20 protein-coding genes and 1 pseudogene are annotated in these 25,926 nt (G+C 62.1%); 9 read left to right on the forward strand and 12 right to left on the reverse strand.

Annotation, left to right across the window (positions count from 1 at the left end):
- Positions 1 to 85: 85 nt before the first annotated feature.
- The 3 genes from AC245Y_RS17380 to AC245Y_RS17390 all read right to left on the reverse strand — a co-directional run bounded on the left by AC245Y_RS17380 (position 86) and on the right by AC245Y_RS17390 (position 5,455).
- Positions 86 to 3,286: an efflux RND transporter permease subunit gene (locus AC245Y_RS17380; protein WP_017994988.1), complete on the reverse strand. Its 3,201-nt coding sequence runs from the start codon at positions 3,284 to 3,286 to the stop codon at positions 86 to 88.
- Between the two features lie 119 nt (positions 3,287 to 3,405).
- The gene (locus AC245Y_RS17385; RefSeq protein ID WP_017994989.1) at positions 3,406 to 4,596 is read right to left on the reverse strand and encodes an efflux RND transporter periplasmic adaptor subunit; all 1,191 of its coding nucleotides are present in this window, start codon (positions 4,594 to 4,596) and stop codon (positions 3,406 to 3,408) included.
- A 46-nt stretch (positions 4,597 to 4,642) separates the two neighbouring features.
- A complete protein-coding gene (locus AC245Y_RS17390) occupies positions 4,643 to 5,455 on the reverse strand; it encodes an alpha/beta hydrolase fold domain-containing protein (RefSeq protein ID WP_026157457.1) in 813 nt (270 codons plus the stop codon).
- Between the two features lie 168 nt (positions 5,456 to 5,623).
- Here AC245Y_RS17390 and AC245Y_RS17395 point away from each other — a divergent pair, with 168 nt between their 5' ends.
- The gene (locus tag AC245Y_RS17395; RefSeq protein ID WP_017994991.1) at positions 5,624 to 6,535 is read left to right on the forward strand and encodes a LysR family transcriptional regulator; all 912 of its coding nucleotides are present in this window, start codon (positions 5,624 to 5,626) and stop codon (positions 6,533 to 6,535) included.
- A gap of 282 nt (positions 6,536 to 6,817) precedes the next feature.
- On the opposite strand, the gene AC245Y_RS17400 is transcribed toward AC245Y_RS17395, so the two are convergent.
- Positions 6,818 to 7,720 carry an SDR family oxidoreductase gene (locus AC245Y_RS17400; RefSeq protein WP_017994992.1) on the reverse strand — a complete coding sequence of 301 codons (903 nt, stop codon included), beginning with the start codon at positions 7,718 to 7,720 and terminating at the stop codon, positions 6,818 to 6,820.
- 87 nt (positions 7,721 to 7,807) lie between these two features.
- Positions 7,808 to 8,551: an SDR family oxidoreductase gene (locus tag AC245Y_RS17405; RefSeq protein ID WP_017994993.1), complete on the reverse strand. Its 744-nt coding sequence runs from the start codon at positions 8,549 to 8,551 to the stop codon at positions 7,808 to 7,810.
- A gap of 119 nt (positions 8,552 to 8,670) precedes the next feature.
- Between AC245Y_RS17405 and AC245Y_RS17410 the strand changes: the two genes are divergently transcribed.
- The 3 genes from AC245Y_RS17410 to AC245Y_RS17420 are packed head-to-tail and all read left to right on the forward strand — an operon-like array spanning position 8,671 to position 10,604.
- Positions 8,671 to 9,579, forward strand: coding sequence for a LysR family transcriptional regulator (locus AC245Y_RS17410; protein WP_020487022.1), 909 nt, complete (start codon positions 8,671 to 8,673; stop codon positions 9,577 to 9,579).
- A gap of 39 nt (positions 9,580 to 9,618) precedes the next feature.
- Positions 9,619 to 9,933 (forward strand): hypothetical protein, encoded by a 315-nt coding sequence (locus tag AC245Y_RS17415; RefSeq protein WP_012758722.1) that lies wholly within the window; start codon positions 9,619 to 9,621, stop codon positions 9,931 to 9,933.
- 53 nt (positions 9,934 to 9,986) lie between these two features.
- On the forward strand, positions 9,987 to 10,604 hold the full coding sequence (locus AC245Y_RS17420) for a DNA-3-methyladenine glycosylase (RefSeq protein ID WP_032996463.1): 618 nt from the start codon (positions 9,987 to 9,989) through the stop codon (positions 10,602 to 10,604).
- Positions 10,605 to 10,661: 57 nt separating this feature from the next.
- Here AC245Y_RS17420 and AC245Y_RS17425 read toward each other — a convergent pair whose 3' ends face one another.
- From AC245Y_RS17425 to AC245Y_RS17435, 3 genes are read right to left on the reverse strand one after another with little or no spacing between them, the layout of a single operon-like run.
- The gene (locus tag AC245Y_RS17425; RefSeq protein ID WP_012758724.1) at positions 10,662 to 12,203 is read right to left on the reverse strand and encodes a DHA2 family efflux MFS transporter permease subunit; all 1,542 of its coding nucleotides are present in this window, start codon (positions 12,201 to 12,203) and stop codon (positions 10,662 to 10,664) included.
- Positions 12,196 to 13,437, reverse strand: a complete 1,242-nt coding sequence (locus AC245Y_RS17430) for an HlyD family secretion protein (protein WP_017994996.1) — start codon at positions 13,435 to 13,437, stop codon at positions 12,196 to 12,198. Before AC245Y_RS17430 ends, AC245Y_RS17425 begins: the two co-directional genes overlap by 8 nt.
- Positions 13,430 to 13,894 carry a MarR family winged helix-turn-helix transcriptional regulator gene (locus AC245Y_RS17435; RefSeq protein ID WP_012758726.1) on the reverse strand — a complete coding sequence of 155 codons (465 nt, stop codon included), beginning with the start codon at positions 13,892 to 13,894 and terminating at the stop codon, positions 13,430 to 13,432. Before AC245Y_RS17435 ends, AC245Y_RS17430 begins: the two co-directional genes overlap by 8 nt.
- 244 nt (positions 13,895 to 14,138) lie before the next feature.
- Between AC245Y_RS17435 and AC245Y_RS17440 the strand changes: the two genes are divergently transcribed.
- The 3 genes from AC245Y_RS17440 (at position 14,139) to AC245Y_RS17450 (ending at position 20,306) form a co-directional block, all read left to right on the forward strand.
- Positions 14,139 to 15,683, forward strand: a complete 1,545-nt coding sequence (locus AC245Y_RS17440) for a cation:proton antiporter (RefSeq protein ID WP_012758727.1) — start codon at positions 14,139 to 14,141, stop codon at positions 15,681 to 15,683.
- Between the two features lie 262 nt (positions 15,684 to 15,945).
- Positions 15,946 to 17,121, forward strand: a complete 1,176-nt coding sequence (locus tag AC245Y_RS17445) for an efflux RND transporter periplasmic adaptor subunit (protein WP_012758728.1) — start codon at positions 15,946 to 15,948, stop codon at positions 17,119 to 17,121.
- Positions 17,118 to 20,306, forward strand: a complete 3,189-nt coding sequence (locus AC245Y_RS17450) for an efflux RND transporter permease subunit (protein ID WP_017994997.1) — start codon at positions 17,118 to 17,120, stop codon at positions 20,304 to 20,306. The genes AC245Y_RS17445 and AC245Y_RS17450 overlap by 4 nt, the downstream gene beginning before the upstream one ends.
- 29 nt (positions 20,307 to 20,335) lie before the next feature.
- On the opposite strand, the gene AC245Y_RS17455 is transcribed toward AC245Y_RS17450, so the two are convergent.
- Positions 20,336 to 21,112, reverse strand: a complete 777-nt coding sequence (locus AC245Y_RS17455) for a metallophosphoesterase family protein (protein WP_017994998.1) — start codon at positions 21,110 to 21,112, stop codon at positions 20,336 to 20,338.
- Positions 21,113 to 21,275: 163 nt separating this feature from the next.
- Between AC245Y_RS17455 and AC245Y_RS17460 the strand changes: the two genes are divergently transcribed.
- Entirely contained in the window at positions 21,276 to 22,403 is a 1,128-nt protein-coding gene (locus AC245Y_RS17460; protein ID WP_017994999.1) for an acyl-CoA dehydrogenase, read from the forward strand.
- Here the strand turns inward: AC245Y_RS17460 and AC245Y_RS17465 are convergent, their stop codons facing one another.
- The gene (locus AC245Y_RS17465; RefSeq protein ID WP_026157458.1) at positions 22,404 to 22,868 is read right to left on the reverse strand and encodes an RrF2 family transcriptional regulator; all 465 of its coding nucleotides are present in this window, start codon (positions 22,866 to 22,868) and stop codon (positions 22,404 to 22,406) included. It abuts the gene before it with no gap.
- Between the two features lie 176 nt (positions 22,869 to 23,044).
- A complete protein-coding gene (locus AC245Y_RS17470; protein WP_017995001.1) occupies positions 23,045 to 23,833 on the reverse strand; it encodes an SDR family NAD(P)-dependent oxidoreductase in 789 nt (262 codons plus the stop codon).
- A gap of 142 nt (positions 23,834 to 23,975) precedes the next feature.
- Between AC245Y_RS17470 and AC245Y_RS17475 the strand changes: the two genes are divergently transcribed.
- Positions 23,976 to 24,746 carry a TIM barrel protein gene (locus AC245Y_RS17475; protein WP_017995002.1) on the forward strand — a complete coding sequence of 257 codons (771 nt, stop codon included), beginning with the start codon at positions 23,976 to 23,978 and terminating at the stop codon, positions 24,744 to 24,746.
- On the opposite strand, the pseudogene AC245Y_RS17480 reads toward AC245Y_RS17475, so the two are convergent.
- Positions 24,743 to 25,749: pseudogene (locus AC245Y_RS17480) on the reverse strand (LacI family DNA-binding transcriptional regulator). The gene AC245Y_RS17475 and the pseudogene AC245Y_RS17480 overlap by 4 nt on opposite strands.
- Positions 25,750 to 25,926 lie beyond the last annotated feature (177 nt).

The following is a 25,926-nucleotide window of genomic DNA, read 5'->3' on the forward strand; positions in this document are numbered from 1 at the left end:
ACTTCGGCCTCATGCCCTGAAATCGATACGGGCGAGAACCGAAGTTCCCGCCCGATTTACCCGACAAAGGAAGGTTGAATTCCGTTTATTCCGCCGCGAGCCGGATGACCTCCGCCTCTTCTTCCTTGTGTTCGTCCGGCTTGTGCTGGACGAGCGGACGGTTGCCCGTCAACCGCCGCAGCAGCACGTAGAACACCGGCGTCATGAAGATGCCGAAGAAGGTCACGCCGATCATGCCCGAGAAGACCGCGACACCCATGGCCGCGCGCATTTCCGCGCCGGCGCCTGTGGAGATGACGAGCGGCACGACGCCCATGATGAAGGCGAGCGAGGTCATGAGGATCGGGCGAAGGCGAAGGCGGCTGGCCTCGATCGCGGCCTCCCGTGGTGTCCTTCCCTCGAACTCCAGTTCGCGGGCGAATTCCACGATCAGGATCGCGTTCTTCGCCGATAGACCGACAAGCACCACAAGACCGATCTGGGTGAAGATGTTGTTGTCTCCACCGGTGAGCCAGACGCCGGTCAGCGCGGCCAGCACGCCCATGGGCACGATCATGATGATCGCAAGCGGCAGCGTCAGGCTTTCATACTGGGCGGCCAACACGAGGAAGACGAGCAACAGTGCCAGGGGGAAGACGACGATGCTCGAATTGCCGGCCAGGATCTGCTGATAGGTCAGATCCGTCCATTCGAAGTCGATGCCGGCAGGCAGGGTCTCGTGAAGGATCTTCTCGATTGCCGCCTGCGCCTGGCCCGACGAGAAGCCCGGTGCCGGACCGCCGTTGATATCGGCGGCAAGGAAGCCGTTGTAGCGGTTCGCGCGTTCCGGACCGGTGCTCGGCTCCACCTTCAAGAGGGCCGAAAGCGGGATCATCTCACCCGATGCCGACCGGACCTTCAACTGGCCGATATCTTCCGGCTGGGCGCGGAATTTCGCATCGGCCTGCACACGGACGCTGTAGGTGCGGCCGAAGGCGTTGAAGTCGTTCACATAGAGCGAACCGAGATAGATCTGCAGCGTCTGGAAGACGTCGGTGACGGAAACCCCGAGCTGCTCGGCCTTGGCACGGTCGAGATCGGCATAGAGCTGCGGCACGTTGATCTGGAAGCTGGAGAACAGCCCGGCGAGTTCAGGCGTCTGGTAGGCCTTTGCAAGCACTGCCTTCGTGGCTTCGTCGAGCGCCTGGTTGCCGAGGCCGGCACGATCCTCGATCTGCAGCTTGAAGCCGCCCGTCGTGCCGAGACCATTGACCGGCGGCGGCGGGAACATGGCGATGAAGGCATCCTGGATGACGCCGAACTTCTGGTTCAGCGCCATGGCGATTGCGCCGCCCGAGAGATCAGGCGTCTTGCGCTCTTCGAAGTCCTTCAGCGTCACAAAGACGATGCCGGCATTCGAGGAATTGGTGAAGCCGTTGATCGACAGGCCCGGGAAGGCGATCGCATTGGCAACGCCCGGCTGCGCCAGCGCGATGTCGGTCATGCGCTTGATGACGTCCTCCGTGCGGTCGAGGCTTGCGGCATCCGGCAGCTGAGCGAAGCCGATCAGATACTGCTTGTCCTGCGACGGCACGAAGCCGCCGGGAACCGTGCTGAACAGACTGTAGGTCGCACCGACCAGCGCCAGATAGATCACCATGACGATGCTCTTGCGCGACAACAGCCCGCCCACGCCCTTGCCGTAGGCATTCGAGCCCGCGCCGAAGACACGGTTGAAGCCGCGGAAGAACCAGCCGAAGATAGCGTCCATGAACCGCGTCAGCCAGTCCTTCGGCTGATCATGGCTCTTCAGGAGAAGGGCTGCCAGCGCCGGAGACAGGGTGAGCGAGTTGAAGGCCGAGATGACGGTCGAAATCGCGATCGTCAGCGCGAACTGGCGGTAGAACTGACCCGACAGGCCGGAGATGAAGGCAAGCGGCACGAAGACCGCGACGAGGACCAGCGCGATCGCGACGATCGGACCGGAGACTTCCCTCATCGCCTTGTAGGTGGCAGCCCGCGGAGACAGGCCTTCCTCGATATTGCGCTCGACGTTTTCGACCACGACGATCGCGTCGTCGACGACGATACCGATCGCAAGCACCAGTCCGAACAGACTGAGCGCGTTGATCGAGAAGCCGAAGACATACATGACCGCGAAGGTGCCGATGATCGAGACAGGAACGGCGATCAGCGGGATGATCGAGGCGCGCCACGTCTGCAGGAACAGGATGACGACGAGGACGACGAGCGCGATGGCTTCGAGCAGCGTGTCGATGACCTTCTCGATCGAGGCCCGCACGAATTTCGTCGTATCATAGACGATCTCGTATTTGACGCCCTCAGGCATGGCGAGCTGCAACTGATCCATAGTCGCGTTCACATTGTCCGCGATCTCGATCGCGTTCGAACCCGGCGCCTGCAGCACAGCAACGGCGACGGCCGGCTTGCCGTCGAGCAGCGAACGCAGCGTGTAGTCCGCAGCACCGAGCTCGATGCGGGCGACATCGCGAAGGCGGGTGATCTCGCCACTGGCGCCCGTCTTGACGATGATGTTTCCGAACTCCTCGGGCGTGCGCAGGCGGCCCTGGGCATTGACGTTGAGCTGCAGATCCACACCGGGCTGGCTCGGCGACGCGCCGATGATACCGGCGGCGGCCTGGATGTTCTGGGAGCTGATCGCGCTGCTGATGTCGCTGGCGGCGAGATTGTGCTCGGCCGCCTTCTGCGGGTCGATCCAGACACGCATGGAATAGTCGCCGGCGCCGAAGACCTGTACCTGACCGACGCCTGCAATGCGGGCAAGACGATCCTTGACGTTCAAGGTCGCGTAGTTGCGAAGATAGGTGATGTCGTGATTGTCCCCGTCGGAGACGAGGTTCACCACCATGATGAAGTTGGGTGAACTCTTGACTGTGGTGATGCCGAGTGAGCGGACTTCCGCCGGCAGGCGCGGTTCGGCCTGCGATACGCGGTTCTGCACGAGCTGCTGCGCCTTGTCAGGATCGGTGCCGAGCTTGAAGGTGACGGTGACGTTGAGCACACCGTCTGATGTCGCCTGGCTCGCCATGTAGAGCATGCCTTCGACGCCGTTGATCTGCTCTTCGAGCGGCGTTGCCACCGTTTCGGCGATGACGGACGGGTTGGCGCCGGGATAGGTGGCGCGCACGACGATCGACGGCGGCACGACCTCCGGATATTCGGAAATCGGCAGCGCGCGCAGGCCGATCAGGCCGGCGACCACGATGAGGACCGAAAGAACACCGGCAAAGACCGGGCGGTCGACAAAGAATCTGGATATGTTCATATCAAAGCCCTCTCCGGGGTGAACATGGATGCAAAGTCCCTCTCCGGCGGTTTGGGGGCCGCCGGCGGGTCATATCATTTCGGGTATTGGCCCTCCCCCGGAGGGGAAGGCGAAAGTCTTTACTGCGCGGTCGCGACCTTCTCTTCCATCTGAGGCGCGACGACTGCGCCTGGACGGATGCGCTGCAGACCGTTGACGACGATCTTCTCGCCGACGTTCAGGCCGCCTTCGACCACCCGCTGACCGTCAGCCAGTGTGCCGAGCTGGACCTGCCGATAGGCAACCTTGTTCTCAGCATCGACGACGAAGACGAACTTCTTGTCCTGGTCCGTGCCGACGGCGCGGTCACTGATGACGATCTTGTTCTCTGCCTTCGGCTGGCCCATGCGCACCCGCACGAACTGACCGGGGATGAGACGTCCGCCCGGATTGTCGAAGACGGCGCGCACGCCGATCGTTCCGCTTGATGCATCGACCTCGTTGTCGATCAGTTGCAGCTTGCCCTTGATCGGCGTGCCGCTGTCGGTCAGCGTGCCGACCTCCACCGGGATCTGCTCGACGGCAGGCAGGGCGCTATCCGTCTGCGGAAGCTGGGCAAGCGCGCGCGTCACCATCTCTTCGCTGGCATTGAAGCTCGCATAGATCGGATCGACGGAAACGAGCGTTGTCAGCGCCGGCGAGGTCGAACCGGCGGCGACGAGATTACCGGCGGTCACCTCGATCTTGCCGATGCGGCCGGAAACCGGAGCTCGCACCTGCGTATAATCGAGATCGAGCTGGGCCGACTGCAGTGCAGCCTGCGCCGAACGCAGCCCCGCCTGAGCCTCGGCCAGCGAACTCTGGCGCTGATCGAGATCACTCTGGGAGATGGTGCGGTTGTCGGAAAGCCTGCGGCCGCGGTCGAGTTCGGTCTGCGCCAAGCTGACCTTGGCTTCGGCCGAAGCGACCTGGCCTTGCGCCTGCGCCACGCTCGCCTGGTAGGGGGCCGGGTCGATGGTGAAGAGCAGGTCGCCCTGCTTGACCAGCGCCCCTTCGCGGAAAGCCACCGACAGGATGGCGCCGGCAACACGGGAACGCACCTGCACCCGGTCGACGGCTTCCAGACGGCCGGAGAAACTTTCCCAAGCCGTCACGTCGTGCGCCGCAACGACGGCCACCGTCACCGGCACAGCGGGAGCCTGTGCGGGGGCGGAAGCGGCCGTAGCGGTCGTGCTCATCGGCAGTTCGAAAAACAATGCAGCGCCGGAAACGGACGCAATAAGGCCTATGCCGGCGCCCACAAGGGCCCAGCGCTTCTTTCTGGACGTCATCGGTACTCTCCTTGCGGCTCAAGGCCGCCGAAATATCAGGTCTTCTTCAATGCAATTGCGGTTGAACGCTTACGTCCCGAAGGAAGTTTCCGAAATGGTGGCTGACGTTTTCCTGCCAGTCGGGCGCTCCGTCGGATTTCCCACCATAAATCGAGGGCCAGCCCGTCCCGGCGGGAAGGACATGCTGGCGCACACCGACACCGGCCTGCTTCAGGCGGGTACCGTAACCAATTGTCTCGTCGTGCAGAGGATCGTCCTCCGCGGTGAATATCAGCGCCGGCGCAACGCCCGAAATACGCGAACAGAGGCAAGGCGCCGCGTAAGGGTGGCAACCGCCGCCGCTTAGATAGTGGCTCCAGCCCTCCGTCCAGCGCTGGCGCATGCCGATGGCTTCGGCCTTGCGGATCGAGGACGTGCCCATGAAGGGATCGAGCAGCGGCGAAATCAGGACCTGGCCGTCGAGCGCATCCGGCATCTGGTCGCGCGCCTTCAGCGCCACGCCGGCGGCGACATTGCCGCCCGCTTCTTCCCCGGCGACGAAGAGCAGCGACTTGCGGTCACCGAGACCGGCGCGTTTGTTGGCGAGATAGGTGAAAACGGAGAAGGCAACTTCCAGCGCCTTTGGAAATAGATTGCCGGAAAGGCTGCTGTAATCGGCGGCAACAACGATAGCGCCGGCCTTGGCGAGGCTCATCGCCACCGGCCGGTCGACGTGTGTGTCGCTATCCAGAAACGCGCCGCCATGCAGGTAAAGCACGATCGGCGGACCCTTGCCATAATCGGCGCCCATGTAGATACGTGCGGAAACGGGGCCGATGGCCACCTTATCCAGCATCATATCTTTCAATTCCACCGTCATGGGTCTGGTCTCTTTTGCGCTTTCGGTGTCAAGCAGACAGAGCGAGCCCGCTTGCATTTTGTACAAAAAAGATATTGTTATTCCATTCAGGGAATAAGAAGCGATATCGCGATAACACTGTTCCAGATCCCGAACAATGGTGCAACGCAAACTGCGGAATTGAAACCGATGGATCAGCTTTCGGCAATGCGCGTCTTCATCCGCGTCGTGGAGACAGGCAATTTTACCCGCGCCGCCGACATGCTCGCCATGCCCAAGGCGACGGTGACCAATCTCATCCAAGGCCTGGAAGCGCATTTGCGCACCAAGCTTTTGAATCGGACCACGCGCCGGGTCATGGTGACGACGGACGGCGCGCTTTATTACGAACGCGCCGCCCAGATCATTTCGGAACTGGAGGAGCTCGATGGCAGCCTCTCTAATTCACAGAGCCTGCCGAGCGGACGGCTGCGTGTCGAGATGGCCGGCGCTTTCGCCGATTGGATCGTCGTTCCGGCACTTTGCGATTTTTATCAGCGTTATCCCGATATCCGTATCGACCTCGGTGTCGGCGACCGCACGGTCGATTATCTTGCGGAAAATGTCGATTGCGCGCTGCGGGCCGGCACGCCGGCCGACCAATCGCTGATTGCGCGGCGCGTCTCCGAAGTCGAGATGATCACCTGTGCTTCGCCGAGCTACATCCAGAAATTCGGCATGCCCGAACGGCCGGAGGATCTGGAGGCGGATCATTACACCGTCAACTATTTCCGCGCCCAGAACAACCGGACGCTGCCCTTCGAATTCCGCAGGCACAACGAGGTGATCGAGACCAGCCCGCGTTACATCGCCTCGGTCAACGATAGCCGCACCTATCTAACGGCGGCGCTGACGGGCCTCGGCATCGCGCAGGTGCCGATCTTCATGGCGCGCGAGCCGATGGCAATGGGCGAACTCGTCCGCGTGCTGCCGGATTGGCGTCGCGATCCGCTGCCGCTTTACGTCGTCTACCCGCCGAACCGCCATCTCAGCAACAAGGTGCGCGTCTTCGTCGACTGGCTGGTGAAGCTTCTAGTCGAGGCGAGACTGAACGACGTCTGAGCGCTAAAACAAATACGGCCCGGAAGGCAGGGGAAACCTTCGACGGGCCGCAATCTACAACTCTGAACATCAAGCCTGTCGCACCGTAGCAAAGGCCCGGCAGGCTCTGGAGGTTCGCAAAGAGAGTGGCAGGGAATTCCACTCTCTCGCGATAAGGCAGATATACGCACTCCCCGCAGGATTGTAAGGAAAAATTCCGCAATCACGTTCACATAATTGCGATGATGGCTTGGCCCCAGGTTCCCCGCGCGGTTGTTCCCGCGCGCCGCGGTTGGGCCAGGTTTAATTCCCGACGGCCGGCTTCAACAGGTCGTCGAGGCCGATGCGGCGGAACAATTCCGCCCGGACACGATCGGCGACGCCGTTGACGATCTCGGCGCCGTCCTCGGACGGATCGATATGGACGCGGAATGGCCGGGTGCCAAACGGCTTGCCGACGACATCGACGATGGCGACGGCAACCGCGCCGGCATCGGCGTCGGCAGGTTCGAGCGCTGCCAGGCCCTGCAGCGCCTGTTCCGGCACGCCCTTGTAGGGTCCTTCATTGTATTCGGCGGCGCGGGCGGTATCATCAGGCGAACCGGAATGGGCGAAATGGTTGGTGCCCTTGGTGAAGGCGCCGGGCACGATAATCGAGGTCTCGATGCCCCAGCGGGTCAGCTCGCCGGCATAGGAGACGGCAAGTGAATCCATCGCCGCCTTGGCGGCAAAATAGGGCGAGAGGTAGGGAGGCGTGCCGCCGCGGCTGCTCGACGACGATACCCAGACCACCAGGCCCCTGCCTTGCCTGCGCAGATGCGGAAGTGCCGCGCGGTTGACGCGCTGGGTGGAGAGCACGTTGATGTCGAAGAGCTCAGCGAACTGTTCCGGCGTGAAGGCTTCGGCCGGGCCGAAGGACATATGGCCGGCATTGTGAATGATGACATCGAGGCGGCCCGCATCGGCGATGATCCTGGCGATACCTGATACAACCGACGCGTCGGAGGCGACATCGAGTTCGACCGAGCGCAGATCGACGTTGTTGTTCCTGGCAAATTCAGCCGCATCGGCGATGGCCGGAGCGTTGCGGCCTTCCGTGGCGCGCATGCCGGCATAGACGGTATGGCCGGCCTTGGCGAGGGCGCGGGCGGTGAGCGCGCCGAAACCGCTGGAAGCGCCGGTGATGACGATGACTTGTTTGCTCATGGTCCTATTCCTTCTGGATTCGATTGGGGTTGCTTGAAGTGGAAACTTTGAGTTGGCGGCAGCCTGGAGACCGCCGCCGGTCTTTCGTCAGATCACGCCGCCATTGGCGCGCAGCGTCTGGCCGTTGATCCAGCCGCCGTCCGGGCCGGCGAGGAAGGCAACTGCAGATGCGATGTCTTCCGGTGTGCCGAGGCGTTCCAGCGGGTTCATCTTCGCCGTGCGGGCGATGAGTTCGTCCGACTTGCCGTTGAGGAAAAGGTCGGTGGCGACAGGACCGGGCGCGACGGCGTTGACGGTGATGTTGCGGCCGCGCATCTCCTTGGCCATGATCGCCGTCAGCGTTTCCACGGCAGCCTTGGTCGCGGCATAGACGCCGTAGGTTTCGAGCTTCAGGCCGACGACTGAGGTCGAGAAGTTGACGACCCGTCCGCCGTCGCGCAGACGCTTGGCTGCCTCGCGCAACGTATTGAAGGTGCCCTTCAGATTGACGCCGATCTGCCGATCGAAATTGGCGTCATCGGCCTCGGCGAGCGGGGAGAGCATCATGATGCCGGCATTGTTGACCAGCACGTCGACGCCGCCGAAGGCGGTTTCCGCGGCATCGAACATGCGGCGGACGGCCTCGGCATCGCTGACATCGGCTTTCGCCGTCAGCGCCTTGCCGCTGGCCTGCTCGATCTCCTTTACCAGTTCCTCGGCCGGAGCGGCATTGCCGGAATAGTTGATGACGACGGTGAAACCGTCATTGGCGAGGCGTCGGGCGACTGCCGCTCCAATGCCGCGGGAAGCGCCGGTGACCAGTGCCACCTTGCCGTTTTCGTTGGAAGCCATTGTCCTTCTCCTACATCCTGCGCCGCAGCGCGTTTTCGATGAGGAGAAGATACACCTGTTCATTCTGCGGATAATCATGCATTCTTCGGCATCACTATCCGGGATTGACGAACAAACAGATGGACAGATTTGATGCCATGCGCGTGTTTTGCCGTGTCGTGGAACGCCGCAGCTTCACGCTTGCCGCCGAAGACACAGGCCTGCCGCGCTCGACCGTCACCGACGCGATAAAGCAGCTCGAAGCCCGCCTCGGCGTGCGCCTGCTCCAGCGCACGACACGCCATGTCAGTCCGACGCTTGACGGCGAGGCCTATTACCAACGCTGCCTGTCGATCCTTGCCGATATCGAGGATGCCGAAGGCGCCTTTGCCGGCGCCAAGCCGAAGGGCATGCTGCGTGTCGACGTACACGGCACGCTCGCTCGCCATTTCGTACTGCCGAGCCTGCCGTCCTTCCTGGAGACCTATCCTGAGATTGAATTCTACATGAGCGAGGGCGACCGGCTAGTCGATCTCGTGCGCGAAGGCATCGATTGCGTGCTGCGCGTCGGCACGCCTGGGGATAGCGACATGGTCGCCCGGCGCGTCGCCATGCTTGATGAGGTTACACTCGCCTCTCCCGATTATATCACCACCCGTGGCCTGCCCCAGCATCCCGACCGGCTTGCCGGCCATCGTATGATCGGCTTCCGTTCAAGCAGCACGGGCAGCCTGCTGCCGCTCGAATTCATCGTCGACGGCACGGTGCGTGACGTTTCCATTCCCGCTACCGTCGCGGTCAACGCCGCCGAAAGCTATATTTCAGCGGCGAGGATGGGCCTCGGCATGATTCAGATCCCGCGCTATCACGCCGAAGAAGATCTTGCCGCGGGAACGTTGATCCAGGTGCTCAAGGATTTTCCGCTGACTCCGACACCGGTTTCCCTGCTCTACCCCCGCAACCGCCAGCTTTCGCCGCGCGTGCGCGTCTTCATCGACTGGCTGGTGAAGGTCTTCGCTCGACAAAATTCCGAAAACGCGCTTCACTAAAACGCGCCTTGCTAATATGAGCGCCCTTGGAGAACGGCCATGGCACTCAACGATATCACCGTCTACCAGACGGAAGACGGCTTCGTCGTCGAATTCGGCGGCGAAGGCGAAGACAGCATTGCCGTGACGCTGCGCAGCACGCCTGAGCTGACGTCGGAAAACGCCGTCTTGCGTGCCAAGGCCCTGCTTGCCGCAGCGATCGAACCTGCCCATGGCGACGGCGCGCGCAGCAAGGATCCTGCTTTGCTCGAAGAAGAGCTGGAAGAGGGCCTGGAAGATTCCTTCCCGGCGAGCGACCCGGTCTCGGTCACATCATCCTCGATCCCGATGCGCGATCCGAATGCCGGCCGCTGATCCCTATCGCGCAAACGCATGAAACGGTTTCGGGATGACGGCGAGCGCGCTGAATGTTATCTGCGTCTGATATGACCGACGGTGGAACGATATCAGGCGCGGTCGGCGCCGGCCCCCTTACGGGCGAAAGCCTCCGGAAATTTTTCGAGCGCGATGCGATCACCGTCTCTCGCGACCTGCTCGGCTGCCAGCTGACCGTGGACGGCGTCGGTGGGCGCATCACCGAGACCGAAGCCTATTTCCCGGATGACGAGGCCTCGCACAGCTTCCGCGGCCCGACCAAGCGCAATGGCGCCATGTACGGCAAGCCGGGCAATGTCTACATCTACCGCATCTACGGCATGTACTGGTGCCTGAATTTCGTCTGCCATCCGGGCTCGGCTGCACTCATCCGCGCCCTGGAGCCGGAAACGGGAATCCCTCGGATGATGGAGCGGCGCGGCACTGATATGCTGACGTCGCTCTGCAGCGGCCCCGGCAAGCTCTGCCAGGCGCTCGGCATCGATATCGGGATCAATGACCAGCTGCTCGACCGCCCGCCCTATGCGATCGCGCCGTCGGCCCCGGTGCCGATCGTCTCGGGAAAACGCGTCGGCATCACGAAAAATGCCGAAGCACCATGGCGCTTCGCCATTCAGGGATCGCGTTATCTCAGCAAGCCGTTTCGCTAGAGCATGATGCCGAAAAGTGTAAGCGGTTTTTCGTCCGGAATTGCGCGAATCTGGAGTTCATTCCATGACGGCGCTGTGGTCGACGGCGGGTGCTGCCTTCGGCTTGCGCAGCAGCAGCACCAGCGGAATGACTGCAAGCGACATCAGCATCAGCAGCTTGAAATCGTCCATGTAGGCGATGATCGTCGCTTGCAGCGTGATGATCTCGTTGAGCGAAGCACGGCCGGCCGCCGTCACCGGGCTCAGCCCCTGCGCCGCCACCGCATTGAAGGCGTGGTTAAACGGCGTCACATAGGCCGCGATCGATTCATGATTGCTCTGCGTGTTCTCGACGATCAGCGCCGAGACGATCGAGATGCCGACCGCCGAGCCGATGTTTCGCGACAGGTTGTAGAGACCGGTGCCGTCGCCGCGCATATGGGCGGGCAGCGTGGAAAAAGCGATCGTCGTCAGCGGCACGAACAGAAAGCCGAGGCCGGCGCCTTGGATGAAGCCGACCGAGACGATCGTCCATTGCGAGACGTCGGGTGTCCAGCCGGTCATGTCGTACATCGCCCATGCGGTGAGCCCCAGGCCGAGCGCCAGCAACGCGCGCGTATCGACCTTGCCGACCAGCCGCCCGACGATGAACATGCAGAGCATGGTGCCGAGCCCGCGCGGCCCCATGACGATGCCGGCTGTGATAACGGGATAGCCCATCAGCGTCTGCAGATAGGGCGTCATCAGCGCCAGTGAGGCGAGATAGGTAATGCCGACCACGAAGATGAAGATCATGCTGATCGAGAAGTTTTGATCGAGGAACAGCTTCGGGTTCACGAAGGATTTCTCCGCCGTCAGAGTATGCACGATCAGCAGATAGAAGGCTGAGGCGCAGATCAACGCCTCGAGCATGATCTCACCGGAAGAGAACCAGTCGAGCTGCTCGCCGCGGTCGAGGAAGAGCTGCAGCGCGGCGATGCCGAGGCTCATCATCCCGAAGCCGAACCAGTCCAGTTTGGCGAGCAGATCCCTCTTGGTCTCGGTGACGTAGACGACGATGCCCATGAAGGCCAGCGCGCCGATCGGCACGTTGATATAAAACACCCAGCGCCAGCTGATATTGTCGGTCAGCCAGCCGCCGATGACGGGCCCAAGCACCGGCCCGACCATGACCGAGACGCCGAAAAGGGCCATCGCCGAGCCGCGCTCCTCGACCGTGTAGATGTCGAGGAGGATGCCCTGGGAAAGCGGCACCAGCGATGCCCCAAACAGGCCCTGCAGCAGACGGAAGGCGACGATCTGGTTCAGCGATTGCGCCAGGCCGCAGAGAACGGAGGCCGCCACGAAACCGGCAATGGCGACGAGCAGCACGCGTTTGCGGCCGAACTTGGCGGCGAGAAAGCCCGACGGCGGCGTCATGATTGCCGCCGCGACGATATAGGAAGTCAGCACCCAGTTGATCTGGTCGGCAGAGGCCGACACGCTGCCCTGGATATAGGGCAGCGCCACGTTGGCGATCGTCGTGTCCAGCGCCTGCATGATGACGGCGAGAATGACGCAAGCCGTGATCGCACCGCGATTGGCAATCGGCGTCACCGGAGAAGCGGAAGCGTTACTCATGATCCTTGCCCTGAGGCCGACCCAGAAGCTTGTTGACGAAATCAGGCAGGCCGCGGGCATGGCCGGTCTCGACATCGACCACCGTACTCATGCCGACACGTAGCGGCGGCTTGCCTTCGGTGTCCTCGATGCTGACGCGCATCGGAATGCGCTGCACGACCTTCACCCAGTTGCCCGTGGTGTTTTGCGCCGGCAGCAGCGAGAAGCTGGAGCCGGAGGCCGGGCTGATGCTCTCGACCTTGCCCTTCCATGTCACGCCGGGATAGGTGTCGATATAGATCTCGGCCGTCTGGCCGGGCTTGACATAGGTGAGTTCGGTTTCCTTCGGGCTGGCGGCGATCCACAGATGGTCGGTGGCAACAAGCGAGAAGGCTTGCTGCGAAGCCTGCAGATAGGAGCCGACCTGCAGCGCGTTGACATTGGTGACGATGCCGTCGAACGGCGCCTTAACGACGCTGTGGTCGAGTTCGCGCTGGGCATTGTCGACATTCGACTTGGCCTGCAGGTAGAGCGGGTTTTCCTCGACCGGCTGGTCGGCATTGCCGCCGAGCTGGGCGAGCGTCGTTGCAGCTTCCGCCTTGGCGACGGTCACCTTCTGCTGCGCGGCTTCCAGATTGTGCTTGGCTTCGTCATAGGCCGACTGCGTCGCGCTGCCGTTGTTGACGAGGTTTTGCTGCCGGTCAAACTGATCCTGATAATAAGGCAGATCGGCTTGCGCCTGCGTGATCTCGGCAAGCGACTGCTGATAGCTGGCCTTGAGATTCATGATCTGGTTGCGCTGCGCGCCGAGCTGCGCCTTGGCGCCATCGAGCGCGATCTTGAAAGAATCCGACCGCAGGCTGAAGAGCACCTGCCCCGTCTTGACCGCCTCGTTCTCATGCACGTTGATCTGGTCGACGATGCCCGAGACATCGGTGGTAAGCCCGACCATATCGGCCTGGATATAGGCGTTGTCGGTCGACATCACCTGGCCGCCATTGACGTAATAATAACCGCCGACGACGAGCGCCACCGGCAGCAGGGCAAACAGGATCGGCCGCGTGGGACTGCGCCGGCGGCGGACCTTGTTGCCGCCAGGCGCAGCCACGGCGGCAGCCGGCGCTGAATTGGATGAAGGCGCTTCGGCTACCGTTTCCTGCTGTTTCGCTTCGTTTCCTTCGACAGGAGTCTTGGTCTTGGTCTTGGTCTTGGTATTGGCGTCGGCAACGACGCGGAGGGGGGATTGATCAGCCATCGTTCGTCTCATTTTCGTCAACCGGGCTCCGGCATGCCTGAACCAGGTTCGTCTTCATTACGGATAGGATGTGGAAAAGCAGCTCGCGCTGCTCGGCCGAAACGCCTTGCAACGCTTCTGCGCGGGTGGTGTCGCCGAGCTCGCGCATTTCGGCGAGCAACGGGTGCGCCTCGTCGCGCATATAGAGCAGCCAGATGCGCCGGTCGGTCGGGTGCTGGCGGCGCTCGATCAGCCCGCGCTCGGCGAGCTTGTCGAGAATGCGCACCAGCGTGATCGGCTCGACTTCCAGGATTTCGGCAAGGCCGCCCTGATGGATGCCTTCATTGTTCGAGAGATAGGCAAGCGTCTGCCATTGCGACCGGGTCAGCCCAAGGCACTTCGCGCGCTGCTCGAACCGCTTGCGCAGCAGCCGTGCGACGTCGTGGAGAAGGAAACCGAGGGTCGGAGTGGCGTTCATGAAAACCTGTAACCATTATTTATAAGCATACTTATAATATCAGTAGATATATTGAGCATGCGCGCCGCACAAGGGTATGGACGGCAGATTCAGCAGCGGCGGCTAAAATGCCGCAGATCAGGTCAAACATATCCTACGGTTCCTCCTTTCGCCGCTTGCAGGCGCCGACAGTAGCCGCAGCCGAGTTCCGCCCTAATTCTGCGGCAGGAACAGCCTCCGCCGGAGGTGCGCATTGGGGAGCTCTATGGCGTTCTTCGAAAGCATGCTGACGCTGCTGCTGGTGGCGATCGTCTTTCTGCAATTCTCCAGGAAGTTCCGGATCCCTTATCCGACAATGCTGGCGATCGCCGGCGTCATCGTCGCGGCCGTGCCCTGGGCGCCGGAGGTCGCGATCGATCCCGAGCTGGCGCTGGCGCTGCTGATCGCGCCCGTGCTCTTCGACGCCGCCTATGATCTGCCGCCGAGGACGTTGAGGCGCAACTGGCTGCCGCTATTCTCGCTCGCCGCCATTGCCGTGATCCTGACGGCCGCAGCCGTCGCCACCGTCAGCGTGACGATGGCCGGCCTGCCGCTTGCCGCAGCCGTGGCACTCGGCGCCATCGTCGCGCCGCCGGATGCGGCAGCCGCGACCGCCATGCTCGACCGCTTCACCCTGCCGCGCCAAACCTATGTGATCCTGAAGGGTGAAAGCCTCCTGAACGACGCCGTGGCGCTGCTGATCTTCAGCGCTGCGGTTGCAGCCGCCGCAAGTCCCGCCTTCTTCGCCGGCGCCCTGGCGGAGCTGGCGCTCGCCGTGCCTGGCGGCCTCATCCTCGGCTATCTCATGGGCCGTCTCTACATGGTCGTCGGCCTGAGGCTTGCCGGCACGCTCGGCGGCACCCTGCTCGAATTCGTCGCCACCTTCGGCACCTGGATCATCGCCGAGCGGCTGCACCTTTCGGCAATTCTGGCGATCGTCGTCTATGCGATGGTGATTGCCCGCTACATGCCCGAGCGGCAGACGGCCCGCCACCGCATTCATTCCTATTCGGTCTGGGAAGCCGCAGTCTTTCTGCTCAACGTGCTCGCTTTCCTGCTGATGGGACTACAGGCCCGTCAGATCGTCCTCGACCTCGATCCCGGCCGTCTGAATTTCGCGATCACTTTCGCCGCCATGGTCTTCGTCACCGTCATCGTCGTCCGCCTGGCCTGGGTGCTCTTCTATAACCGCGTCATCAACTTTCTCGCCGCGCGCGGACGCACGACACAAGCCGTTCCGACCTTCGCGACCAGCCTGCTTGCCGGCTGGTGCGGCATGCGCGGCCTCGTCACGCTGGCGACCGCGCTCGCTTTGCCGATCGACTTCCCCGATCGCGACATCATCCTGCTCTGCGCGCTCGCCGTCGTTCTCGGCACGCTCATTGTCCAGGGCCTGACGCTCGGGCCGCTGATCCGTTTCCTGAAATTCGATCCGGACACCTCCCTGGATCGCGACCTCGCCAGGGCCCGCGTCACGTTGATCGATGCGGCCCTTGCCGAACTCGCCGGCGGCGAGGACAAATCCACTCGCATCCTGCGCGACGTCTACACTTCCGAACGCGAAATCACCGCTGACGGGAAACACCCGCGCGAGGTCAGCAGGCTCGACAAGCAGCGCCGCAACGTCATCGTCGCCAAACGCCGCAGACTGGCTGCGATGCGCCGCGCCGACGAGATCGACGACGATGTCTTTCACATGCTGGAACAGGAGCTCGACTGGGCCGAACTCGCCGCCCTGCCGCCCGGCAGAGACGAGATCGTCGAGAGCTGATGCCTTCTGTGAAGTTTTGATGGATTCCGGAACCGTTACCAATTGGCATTTGCAATTTTTCGCCGCTGCCGTTTATAGTCCAATTCCATAGGGTTACGATTTTTCGGATGTGCATTGCGTGCCGGCCTTCCTTTTCCAAGGGATTGAACGCCGGGGGAATCATGGGGGCAGAGGCCCTCGTTCAAAGCAGCAAGACATGAACAGCATCACTTCATCTTGAGGTTGGCGGCAGTGAATCGGCCGTCGAGATTGGAGGACCGGTATGACTTACGCGCTTCGACAGATGGTGGTGCTTGGCTGTATTGCCGCATTCATGCCTCTCCCCGCACTGGCCCAGAGCGCCCCACCACCCCCGCCCGTCACCGTTGCCAAGCCGGTCGTTCGCGATGTCGTCGACAGCGACGAGTTCATCGGCCGCTTCGAGCCGGTCGACGAGGTCTCGGTTCGCTCGCGCGTCGGTGGTTACCTGCAGGAAATTCATTTCCAGGACGGCGCATTGGTCAAGCAGGGCGACCTGCTCTTCGTCATCGATCAGCGGCCGTTCGTAACCGCGCTCAATCAGGCAAAGGCCACACTCGAATCGGCGCAATCCGCCCTGGTCTTTGCCGACGCGCAATATAAGCGCACGCAATCGCTAACTTCGAGCGGCAGCCAGTCAGCCCAGACGCTGGATGATCGCCGCCGCGAATTCGATTCGGCCGAGGCCAATGTCCGCGGCGCACAGGCCGCAGCCGACCGCGCCTCTCTCGACATGGAATATACCGAGATCAAGGCGCCCCTCAGCGGCCGCATCGACCGCCGGCTGATCTCGGCCGGCAACCTTGTGCAGACCGACCAGACTGTGCTGACGACGATCGTTTCGCTCGATCCGATCGATTTCTATTTCGACGTCGACGAGCGCCGGCTGCTGAATTTCGCCGACACGGCGCGCAAACTGGGCAAGGATCTCCAGCAGGGCGGTGGCGGACTGGATGTGTCCGTCACGATCTCGGATCCCAGTGCCAAACCGTTCAAGGGAAAGCTCGATTTCGCCGAGAACCGGGTCGACAATGAGAGTGGCACCATTCGTCTGCGTGCCCGCTTCCCCAACCCTGATCTCGTCCTTCAGCCCGGCCTGTTCGGTCGCATACAGGTCGAAGCCTCCAACACCTACCAGGCCATTCTCGTCCCCGACGAGGCCATCGGCTCGGACCAGAATGAGCGCGTCGTTTATGTCGTCGCCGAAGACGGCACGGTTTCGACCAAGCCGGTAAGGCCCGGACCGCGCCTCTACGGCTACCGCGTCATACGCGAGGGTCTTGATGGCACCGAGACGATCATCGTCAACGGCCTGATGCGCGCCCGGCCGGGCGCAAAGATCACGCCTCAGATGACCGAACTGCCGCAGGAGCGGCAGGACGCTCCGCCGGAAACTGCCGGCGCGGAGAGCGGACAATGAGATTTGCTCATTTTTTCGTGGACCGGCCGATCTTTGCGGCCGTCATCTCGATCCTTTTTCTCGTCGTCGGCAGCATTGCCTACACGCAATTGCCGGTATCGCAGTATCCGGAGATAGCGCCGCCGACCATCGTCGTGCGCACCTCCTATCCGGGTGCCGACCCGCAGACGATCGCCGATACCGTTTCGACGCCGCTCGAACAACAGATCAACGGCGTCGAGGACATGCTTTATATGTCTTCTTACTCCAGCGCCGACGGCGCCATGTCGCTGACGATCACCTTCAAGCTCGGCACCGATCTCGACAAGGTCCAGGTGCTCGTCCAGAACCGCGTTTCCATCGCCCTTCCCCGTCTTCCCGAGGAAGTCCAGCGGCTTGGCGTGACCACCGACAAAAGCTCGCCGGATCTGATGATGGTGGTGCACCTGCTTTCGCCATCGCACCGCTATGACCAGCTTTACGTCTCGAATTACGCCCGCAACCGCATCCGCGACGTTCTCGTGCGCCTTGACGGCGTCGGCGACGTGCAGATTTTTGGCGAACGCCAGTATTCGATGCGAATCTGGCTGGATCCGGAAAAGCTCTCCGCTTACGGGATGACATCCGATGACGTCGTCTCCGCGTTGAGAGATCAGAACGTCCAGGTGTCGGGCGGCAAGATCGGGGCCCCGCCCGTCACCGGCAAGAATGCATTCGAATATACGGTGCGAACGGACGGCCGTTTCTCCGACGTGCGCGAGTTCCGATATGTCATTGTGAAATCGACGACATCGGGCCGGCTCGTGCAGCTGCAGGATGTCGCCCGGATAGAACTCGGCGCACAGGATTACGTCACCAACAGTTATCTCAACAACGATCCCGCCGTTGCTCTCGGCATCTTCGCCCGGCCGGGAACCAACGCCCTGGACACGGCCCATCAAGTCCAGACGCTCATGAAGGACATATCCCAGAATTTCCCGCCGGGTCTGGAATATCGTATCGTCTACGACACGACCGAATTCATCTCGGATTCGATCACCGAGGTCTATAGAACCATTGCAGAAGCGGCCCTCCTGGTGGCGATCGTCGTTCTTGTCTTCCTGCAATCCTGGCGAACCGCGATCATTCCGATCATTGCCATCCCGGTATCGCTGATCGGCACCTTCGCCGTTCTGCTCGCCTTCGGCTTCTCGCTCAACATGCTCACTTTGTTCGGTCTCGTGCTGGCGATCGGTATCGTCGTCGACGACGCGATCGTAGTGGTGGAAAACGTCGAGCGCAATCTGGCACGCGGCATGACGCCGAAGCAGGCGTCCCATGTCACGATGGATGAAGTCGGAACCGCCGTCGTCGCCATCTCGCTGGTGCTGATAGCCGTGTTCGTCCCGACGGCCTTCATTCCTGGCATCTCTGGCCAGTTCTACAGGCAGTTCGCGGTGACGATCTCCGTCACCACTGCAATTTCCGCATTGAATTCGCTCACACTGTCGCCCGCGCTCGCAGGCATATTGCTGAAAACCCATGACCATGAAACCAAGCGCATGAATGTCGCATCCCGTCTGGGAAGAGGGCTTGCAGACGGCTTCAATCATGGATTCGATCGGCTGAGTTCCGGCTATTCATGGACCGTTCGGCATCTGGTCAGCAGCTGGGTTGGTTTAACAGCCGCGATGGTCACCTTCGTCTGCCTGCTCGGAGCGACCTGGTACATGGGCACGAAAGTTCCCGCGGGCTTTATCCCGACTATGGACCAAGGTTACGCGATCATCGTCATACAGCTACCTGATGGAGCCTCGCTCGCGCGTACGGATGCCGTCGTCAAACAGGTGGGCGATATCGCCCGCACCGTGCCCGGCGTCGGCAATGCCGTGCAATTTGCCGGCTTCAGCGGGGCGACGTTCACCAATGCCTCAAATGCCGGCGTCGTCTTTGTCCCGTTCAAATCCTTTGCCGAACGTGAAGAAGGCGGCGAGAACGCCAACAAGATCATCGGCGAGCTTTACGGAAAGCTGCAAAGCATCCAGGAAGCCTTCATCATCGCCATCCCGCCGCCATCCGTGCGTGGCGTCGGCAATTCCGGCGGCTTCAAGATGCAGATTTCCGATCTCGAAAACGCCGACATGACGCGCGTGCTCGGCCTCGCCCGGCAGATGATGGGTGCGGCGGCAACGACCGAGGGGCTGACCGGTGTCTTTACGACATTCTCCGATGCAAGCCCGCAATACTTCCTGGCGATCGACCGCGACAAGGCGCGGTTCCTGAATGTGCCGATTCCCAATATCTTCAACGCCCTTTCCATCAATCTCGGCGTCGCCTACGTCAACGATTTCAATGCGTTCGGCCGCGTCTACCAGGTTCGCGCCCAGGCCGACCGGCAATACCGCATGGACCGGGAAGACATCCTTGCCCTGAAGGTCCGGTCGGCGACCGGGGCGCTGGTTCCGCTTGGAACCTTGATGGACATCCAGGATGCCAGCGGCCCGGCGCTTGTCCAGCGCTACAACATGTACGTCTCGGTGCCGCTTCAGGGCAATCCGTCGCCGGGTACCTCGACGGGCGATGCCATCGCCAAGATGGAGGCCTTAGCAGCGAAGATCCTGCCGCAGGGCACCACCTTCGAATGGACAGAACTCGCCTACCAGGAGACCCACACCGGCAACACCGCTATCTACATCTTCGCCCTGTCTGTCGTCTTCGTCTTCCTAGCGCTGGCGGCGCAATATGAAAGCTGGGTTCTGCCGCTCGCGATCATTCTCATCGTTCCGCTTGCGGTGCTTGCGGCGCTGATCGGGGTCTCGCTGAGGGGGATGGACAACAATGTCCTGACGCAGATCGGCCTGATCGTCCTGATCGGCCTTGCGGCCAAGAACGCCATTCTGATTGTCGAGTTCGCCAGGCAGGCGGAAGACGAGGGCAAATCGCCGGTAGAGGCGGCCATCGAGGCCAGCCATCTTCGCCTGCGCCCGATCCTGATGACGGCATTCGCCTTCATCTTCGGTGTTCTGCCGCTCGCCATCGCCACCGGCCCCGGCGCCGAAATGCGCCAGTCGCTCGGCACCGCCGTCTTCTCGGGCATGCTCGGCGTGACGATCTTTGGCCTGTTTCTGACGCCGGTCTTTTACGTCGTGCTGCGCGGTTGGCGCCGCAAGCGGCCGGCTACTGTAGAGCCAGCGAAGACGGAGCCGGTTGAGCAAGGGGTCGTCTGACACGACCCCACCGGCCGGGGAAACGGAAGTCAGGTCGAAAACAGATGCACTTGGCCTTGCCACAGGCGGGCGACGGTGAGTTTGCCGCTGCGATAGGCGCGCGTATCGAGATTGAGCCGCCTCGGCCGTATGTCGGGTTCATCGTTCGGCGTATGACCGTGAACGAAGAGCTTCGGCAACGGCACCCGGCTTTCGAGAAACCGCTGGCGGATGATGACCAGATCCTCGTCCGTCTGCTCACTGAGCCGCAGCTTCGGATTGATGCCGGCATGCACGAAAATCACGCTCGGGGTCTCCAGCAGGACAGGCATCGCCCGCATGAAATCGATATGCGTACGCGGCAGCGATTGGCGGATGAAGGCATCAAGCTTCGCGCCGGAGGGAAAGACCAGCGGTAGATGCTCCGGATCGAGGCCATAGGATTTGAGCGACTCCGCCGACCCCATCTGCATCCAATCGTCATAAGAGATCCAGCCATCGATATAGTCGAGCATGGCGACTTCGTGATTGCCGGCAAGGCAGATGCGGTCGAATCCATCTGGCGGAGGCTCCATCAGATGGGTGATGACCTGTGCCGATTCAGGGCCGCGGTCGATATAGTCGCCGAGCGTGACGATCAGCTTTCGCCCGGGCAGCCGCGCGCCATCCCGCAGGATCGCCGCTTCGGCTTTCACAAGCAGATCGTACCGACCGTGAATATCGCCGATCGCATAGGTTGGGATAGCGGCAATATCCAGCGTCAGGCGCGGTCTCGGCTGGCGCGCCATTTTCGAAACCTCGCTGCTGCGAGCACGAGAGTCGCTCATCATATTTCTCGATCAAGGAAGCCCCACGTCACCGTAAGTAGAGTAAAGGACAAGGCAATCAAGCTGGTAAGAAAATCCAAACCATTCTGGTTTTGTAGAAAAACCGGCCTTATCATTTGAGGGGCAATCCCTCACTCCTGTATCTGTCGAAAAAGAGTGGCCAATGGGAACGGTATCGCAGTTTCATCAGAGCCTGAGGCCTCCCGCGCATCGCATCGAAAGCGAAGAGGAGGCGATATCCACGGCCCGCGACCTCGCCGCTGCATTCCGGCATCAGGCGAGCGAGCGTGATATCAACCGCATCCTGCCCTTTGCCGAGCTGGACGCGCTGTCGGTATCGGGGCTGACGGCAATCGCTGTTCCGCCAGACCATGAAGGGCTCGACGTGTCGAACGCCCTGCTCGCCGAAATCGTTGCGATCATCGCCGAGGGCGATGCATCGATCGGCGAGGCGCTGGAAAGTCATTTTTCTGCGCTGGAAACGCTCCGCACTCAGGCTGCTGAGGATTTGAAGGCATCGCTGTTTGCCCGCGCGCTGCTCGGTGACCGCTTCGCGGGCGCCGCCTTCATCGACGGGGCCGAACTGACCGCCGAAGGTCCGGGCTACCGACTGAGCGGGCGCACGCGGCAGGGACCTGGTATTCTCTTCGCTGACTGGATCGCCGCTGCCGCCACCGCTCCGCCCAGCCGCCCGGTGACGCTCTACCTCGCAGGCGCTGAGGAAGGCGTGCAGGTGGTCGACGATTGGGACGGCTTCGGCCAGCGCACCAATGGCTCGGCGACGGCGATCGTCGGCACGCTTCATGTCAATGCCGATGCGATTGCCCCTGCCCCCTCGTCCGGACATTCGATCGCCATCTCGCTCGGCCTGCTGCTCAAGGCCGGCGTCAGCCTGGGCATCGCGCGGGCCGCATGGAGCGACCTGATGATCGCAATTGGCGATCGCAGCACCAGCGTCCTCCCCGGGATCGGCGAACGCGCCATCCGTATCGAAATGGCGGCGGCAGCCTTGGAACGTGCTGGCCGCAAACTCGACATTGCCCAGGTCAATCCTGTGGAGGCCGCGATGGTGGACGCGCATTTTTCCGCCTCCGCGGCCGCGATCCTTGCCGGGGAAACGGCACTCGACACCGCAAACGCGCTATTCGAACTTGCAGGGGAAACATCGGCCGGCATCGGCCTCAATCTCGACCGCCATTGGCGCAACGCCCGCATTCACGCGCTATCGCTGCCGCGGGAAAAGCTGGTGCATACCGCAGGCGAATATATGTCGAAGGTCGGCGGCGCCTAATCAGCTGGCGGCGGAGATCGGGAATTCTTCCCTCACGCCGTCGATGCTGCCGCCATCGGCGACGAACTGCTCGAGGGTCATATTGTCGAGAATGGCGGCGATCGCGTCCCGAACATCGGTCATCGAGCGCCGCACCTGACAGGTTTCCGGATCGGCACAGTCGTCGCAGGCCTCGTAAGCCGTACGGCTGGCGCAGCGGATCGGCGCTAAGGGTCCGTCGAGCGTGCGGATGACATGGCCGATGCGAATTTCGGTTGCCGGCCGCGACAGAGAATAACCGCCGCCCGGTCCCTTCTTCGAACGCAGGATGCCGACATTGCGCAGTTCCAGCAGGATCGTATCGAGAAACTTCTTCGGGATATTGTTGCGGGCCGCGATGTCATTGATGAAGGCAGTCTCGCCCGGCGCCAGTCGCGCCAGGTCGACCAGCGCCTTCAGCCCGTATTTTCCCTTTTTCGTCAGCATCGTCGTCGCCCTGTAGAAATTGCAGTATTTATCCTGCCAATAGCAGGCAAATAGCGTCAAAAGCGTGAACATACAACAAAATAGCTATTATTTATAGCTTGTATCGGCAACGTCCACAGAAACGCCCGGCAGCCTTGAGAAAGACCGGCCGCCGCGCGCCCTGCCGGGAGTCTCGGTCAGATCGTCTTCAGCATGCCGCCATCGACGAAATAGGTCGAGCCGATGCAATAGCTCGCGCGCTCCGAACTCAGGAAGACGAAGACGTTTGCCAGCTCTTCCGGTGTGCCGAAGCGTTTGGAGGCGGCGTGCTCGTTGGCGACGCTCTGCAGGTAGCCTTCCCAGTTGCCGCCGGTCTCGGCCGTCAATTGTTTGGCGGTCTTGATCCAGTCGGGCGTCAGGATCAAGCCGGCGTTGACGCAGTTGACGCGGATATTGTCCTTGATGAGCTCGGTCGAGAGCGTCTTCGAAAACATCATCAGCGCCGACTTGCTGACATTGTAGATCGGCTCGTACCAGAGCGGCTGAACGGCGCAGATCGAGGCATTGTGCAGGATCACACCGCCGCCGCGTTGCTTCATCTGCGGCGCGATGCCGCGCGCCAGCCGCACGGCGGCCATCACATGCAAGTCCCAATAGTCCTGCCACTTCTCGTCGGGCGCCTCCATCACCGTCTCGTTCGAGCCGGTGCCGGCATTGTTGATGAGGATATCGGCGCCGCCTTTTTCGGCCGCCGCCGTAATGATCGCCTCGGTTCCCGCAACCGTCGCCACATCGGCCGCGACAGCGGTGGCGCTGACGCCGTACGTCTCGGCGATACGGGCGGCTTCCGCCTCGAGCCGCTCACCGCCGCGCGCTGCCAGCACGAGGTCGGCGCCCTCAGCCGCCAGCCCCTCGGCGATTGCCAGCCCGATGCCGACCGACGCACCTGTTATGACGGCAATCTTTCCCTTCAATCCGAGATCCATGTCTTCCTCCGCAAACGGCCGGAGATTCCGGCCTGATTGCCGAGTGTTCCGCCAATGAACCCGGGCGTCAAGCGCCTGAACTCCTCTTGCGGCAGGCTCCAATCTGTCGCATGCCTGCATCAACAGGATGGGAGGAGTTTTCATGCGACGTTATTCAGCCTGCATAGAGTGGCTGTTTGCCCAAGAGGGCGACAGCTTTCCCGATCGCATCCGCCGCGCCCATGCGGCCGGCCTGACGGCGATCGAATTCTGGCGCTGGAGCGACAAGGATCTCGATGCGATCGAGGCGGCGCTGAAGGAAACCGGCCTTGCCGTCTCCAGCCTCGTCGCCGAACCGATGATCGCGCTGACCGACGCCGCCAATCGGCAGGCCTGGCTGAAAGGCCTTGCCGAATCCGTCAGTGTCGCGAAGCGTCTCGGCGCGCCAGTGCTGATTGCCCAGGCGGGCGACGATCTCCCAGGCTTGACCCGCGAAGAACAGCGCAGGGCACTCACCGAAACGCTGAGAGCCGGCGCCGATATCCTCAAAGGCAGCGGTGTCCGCCTCGGCGTCGAGCCGCTCAACATCCGCATCGACCATGTCGGCTATTTCCTCGATTCGACCCGCGAAGGTCTCGACATCATCGATGACGTCGCTCGCCCCGAGATCGGTATCGTCTACGACATCTACCATTCCGCCGTGATGGACGAGCGCACCGAGGAGGTACTGAACGGCCGTCTCGACCGTATCATCCACGTCCATGTCGCCGATCACCCCGGCCGCAACGAACCGGGCTCCGGCGATATCGACCTTGCCCGACGCCTCGGCTGGATCCTTGCCAACGGTTACGACGGCGCCGTCGGTCTGGAATACCGGCCGACCAAGTCCGGCGCGGACGCAGTCAAGGCTGCGATTGCTTCGCTCGGCGGTTAAACCTCGGCGGCATCGACGCTCGCCGCCGCCTTGCAGGGTCCGGCCGAGCGGCGCTCGATAATGCGGGAGGCAATCATGATGCGCCGCGCCGGGCGGGATTCTCGATGCGCTCGAGCAAGAGCCGCAGCCCGACCGCCCCGCATTCCTGCCCCTCCATCCTCACCGTCGTCAGCGCCGGCGAGATCTGCGTTGCGGGCGAGTAGTCGCCGAACCCGACGACCGAAATATCGTCGGGAATGCGGTATCCCTGACCGAGCAACTCGGAAACCACGGTCAGTGCCAGCCCGTCATGGGCGCAGAAAAAAGCCGTCGGCTGGATGCCTTTTTCCACGAGCGCTCGGAAGGCCGCTCTGAAGCCATTCTCTTCGTCGAACTGCATAACATGAAGCGCAACGTCAGGATAACGTTCGGCGACTTCGCGGGCGCCGTAGTGCCGCTCTTGGCGTCCCCGCAGGCCCGGCATGCCATAGACGTAAACAATGGACCGATGGCCGAGCCCGACCAGATATTCCACCACCGCCTGCCCCGCCTCATGGTCGGTGCCGCCGACATGGTCGATCTGTTCGAGTGCATCCACCCAGCCGAAACGCACGATCGGAACGCCGGTGGCACTCGCCGCCGCCACTGCCTCACGGGCATGCGGACCGACGAGCATCAGCCCGTCGCAAGCGCGCGCCAGCTCCTCCAACTGGCTGGAATCATGGGTCCAGCGTACGCGCAGCGTCATGCCAAGCCGATGAGCCTCGCGCTGCACGCCGTTCTGCACCTGCATGTAGAGCTCACTGTTAACGGCATCGAGATCGTGAAAGACAACCGCGACCTCGCCTCCAGCACCCTGCCCGGACGGCCTGGTATAGCCGAGGCGTTGCGCTGTCTCGCGGATCAGCGCGCGCGTTTCCTCGCTGACGCCGCTCTTGCCGGCAAGCGAGCGCGACACCGCATATTTCGACAGGCCGACCTCCCTTGCGATGGTCTGCAATGTAACCCGGCCTCTGCTTCCCACCTGGCACCCCTACATTCGGTTGATGGGACGCTGGCTATATCAACCGCATCCCAAAAGCAAATTTTCGCACTAACGAAAACATAACGCTTTACCTAACAATATCCAAATGTAATCTTTCTCTCATCCCAAGCCCAATAGCAAAATAATGAATAAGGGCACGGTTTTTGGAGGAGATCC

The organism is Rhizobium sp. SRDI943 (assembly GCF_057653695.1).

Excerpts from the sequence above, each read along its gene's own strand:
- AC245Y_RS17445 (WP_012758728.1), top strand. The coding sequence starts at position 15,946 with ATGACTTACGCGCTTCGACAGATGGTGGTGCTTGGCTGTATTGCCGCA.
- AC245Y_RS17385 (WP_017994989.1), bottom strand. The coding sequence starts at position 4,596 with ATGACGTCCAGAAAGAAGCGCTGGGCCCTTGTGGGCGCCGGCATAGGC.
- AC245Y_RS17435 (WP_012758726.1), bottom strand. The coding sequence starts at position 13,894 with ATGAACGCCACTCCGACCCTCGGTTTCCTTCTCCACGACGTCGCACGG.
- AC245Y_RS17405 (WP_017994993.1), bottom strand. The coding sequence starts at position 8,551 with ATGGCTTCCAACGAAAACGGCAAGGTGGCACTGGTCACCGGCGCTTCC.
- AC245Y_RS17415 (WP_012758722.1), top strand. The coding sequence starts at position 9,619 with ATGGCACTCAACGATATCACCGTCTACCAGACGGAAGACGGCTTCGTC.
- AC245Y_RS17460 (WP_017994999.1), top strand. The coding sequence starts at position 21,276 with ATGGGAACGGTATCGCAGTTTCATCAGAGCCTGAGGCCTCCCGCGCAT.
- AC245Y_RS17420 (WP_032996463.1), top strand. The coding sequence starts at position 9,987 with ATGTTATCTGCGTCTGATATGACCGACGGTGGAACGATATCAGGCGCG.
- AC245Y_RS17455 (WP_017994998.1), bottom strand. The coding sequence starts at position 21,112 with ATGAGCGACTCTCGTGCTCGCAGCAGCGAGGTTTCGAAAATGGCGCGC.
- AC245Y_RS17400 (WP_017994992.1), bottom strand. The coding sequence starts at position 7,720 with ATGAGCAAACAAGTCATCGTCATCACCGGCGCTTCCAGCGGTTTCGGC.
- AC245Y_RS17470 (WP_017995001.1), bottom strand. The coding sequence starts at position 23,833 with ATGGATCTCGGATTGAAGGGAAAGATTGCCGTCATAACAGGTGCGTCG.
- AC245Y_RS17465 (WP_026157458.1), bottom strand. The coding sequence starts at position 22,868 with ATGCTGACGAAAAAGGGAAAATACGGGCTGAAGGCGCTGGTCGACCTG.
- AC245Y_RS17425 (WP_012758724.1), bottom strand. The coding sequence starts at position 12,203 with ATGAGTAACGCTTCCGCTTCTCCGGTGACGCCGATTGCCAATCGCGGT.
- AC245Y_RS17390 (WP_026157457.1), bottom strand. The coding sequence starts at position 5,455 with ATGACGGTGGAATTGAAAGATATGATGCTGGATAAGGTGGCCATCGGC.
- AC245Y_RS17380 (WP_017994988.1), bottom strand. The coding sequence starts at position 3,286 with ATGAACATATCCAGATTCTTTGTCGACCGCCCGGTCTTTGCCGGTGTT.
- AC245Y_RS17410 (WP_020487022.1), top strand. The coding sequence starts at position 8,671 with ATGGACAGATTTGATGCCATGCGCGTGTTTTGCCGTGTCGTGGAACGC.
- AC245Y_RS17450 (WP_017994997.1), top strand. The coding sequence starts at position 17,118 with ATGAGATTTGCTCATTTTTTCGTGGACCGGCCGATCTTTGCGGCCGTC.
- AC245Y_RS17395 (WP_017994991.1), top strand. The coding sequence starts at position 5,624 with ATGGATCAGCTTTCGGCAATGCGCGTCTTCATCCGCGTCGTGGAGACA.
- AC245Y_RS17430 (WP_017994996.1), bottom strand. The coding sequence starts at position 13,437 with ATGGCTGATCAATCCCCCCTCCGCGTCGTTGCCGACGCCAATACCAAG.
- AC245Y_RS17440 (WP_012758727.1), top strand. The coding sequence starts at position 14,139 with ATGGCGTTCTTCGAAAGCATGCTGACGCTGCTGCTGGTGGCGATCGTC.
- AC245Y_RS17475 (WP_017995002.1), top strand. The coding sequence starts at position 23,976 with ATGCGACGTTATTCAGCCTGCATAGAGTGGCTGTTTGCCCAAGAGGGC.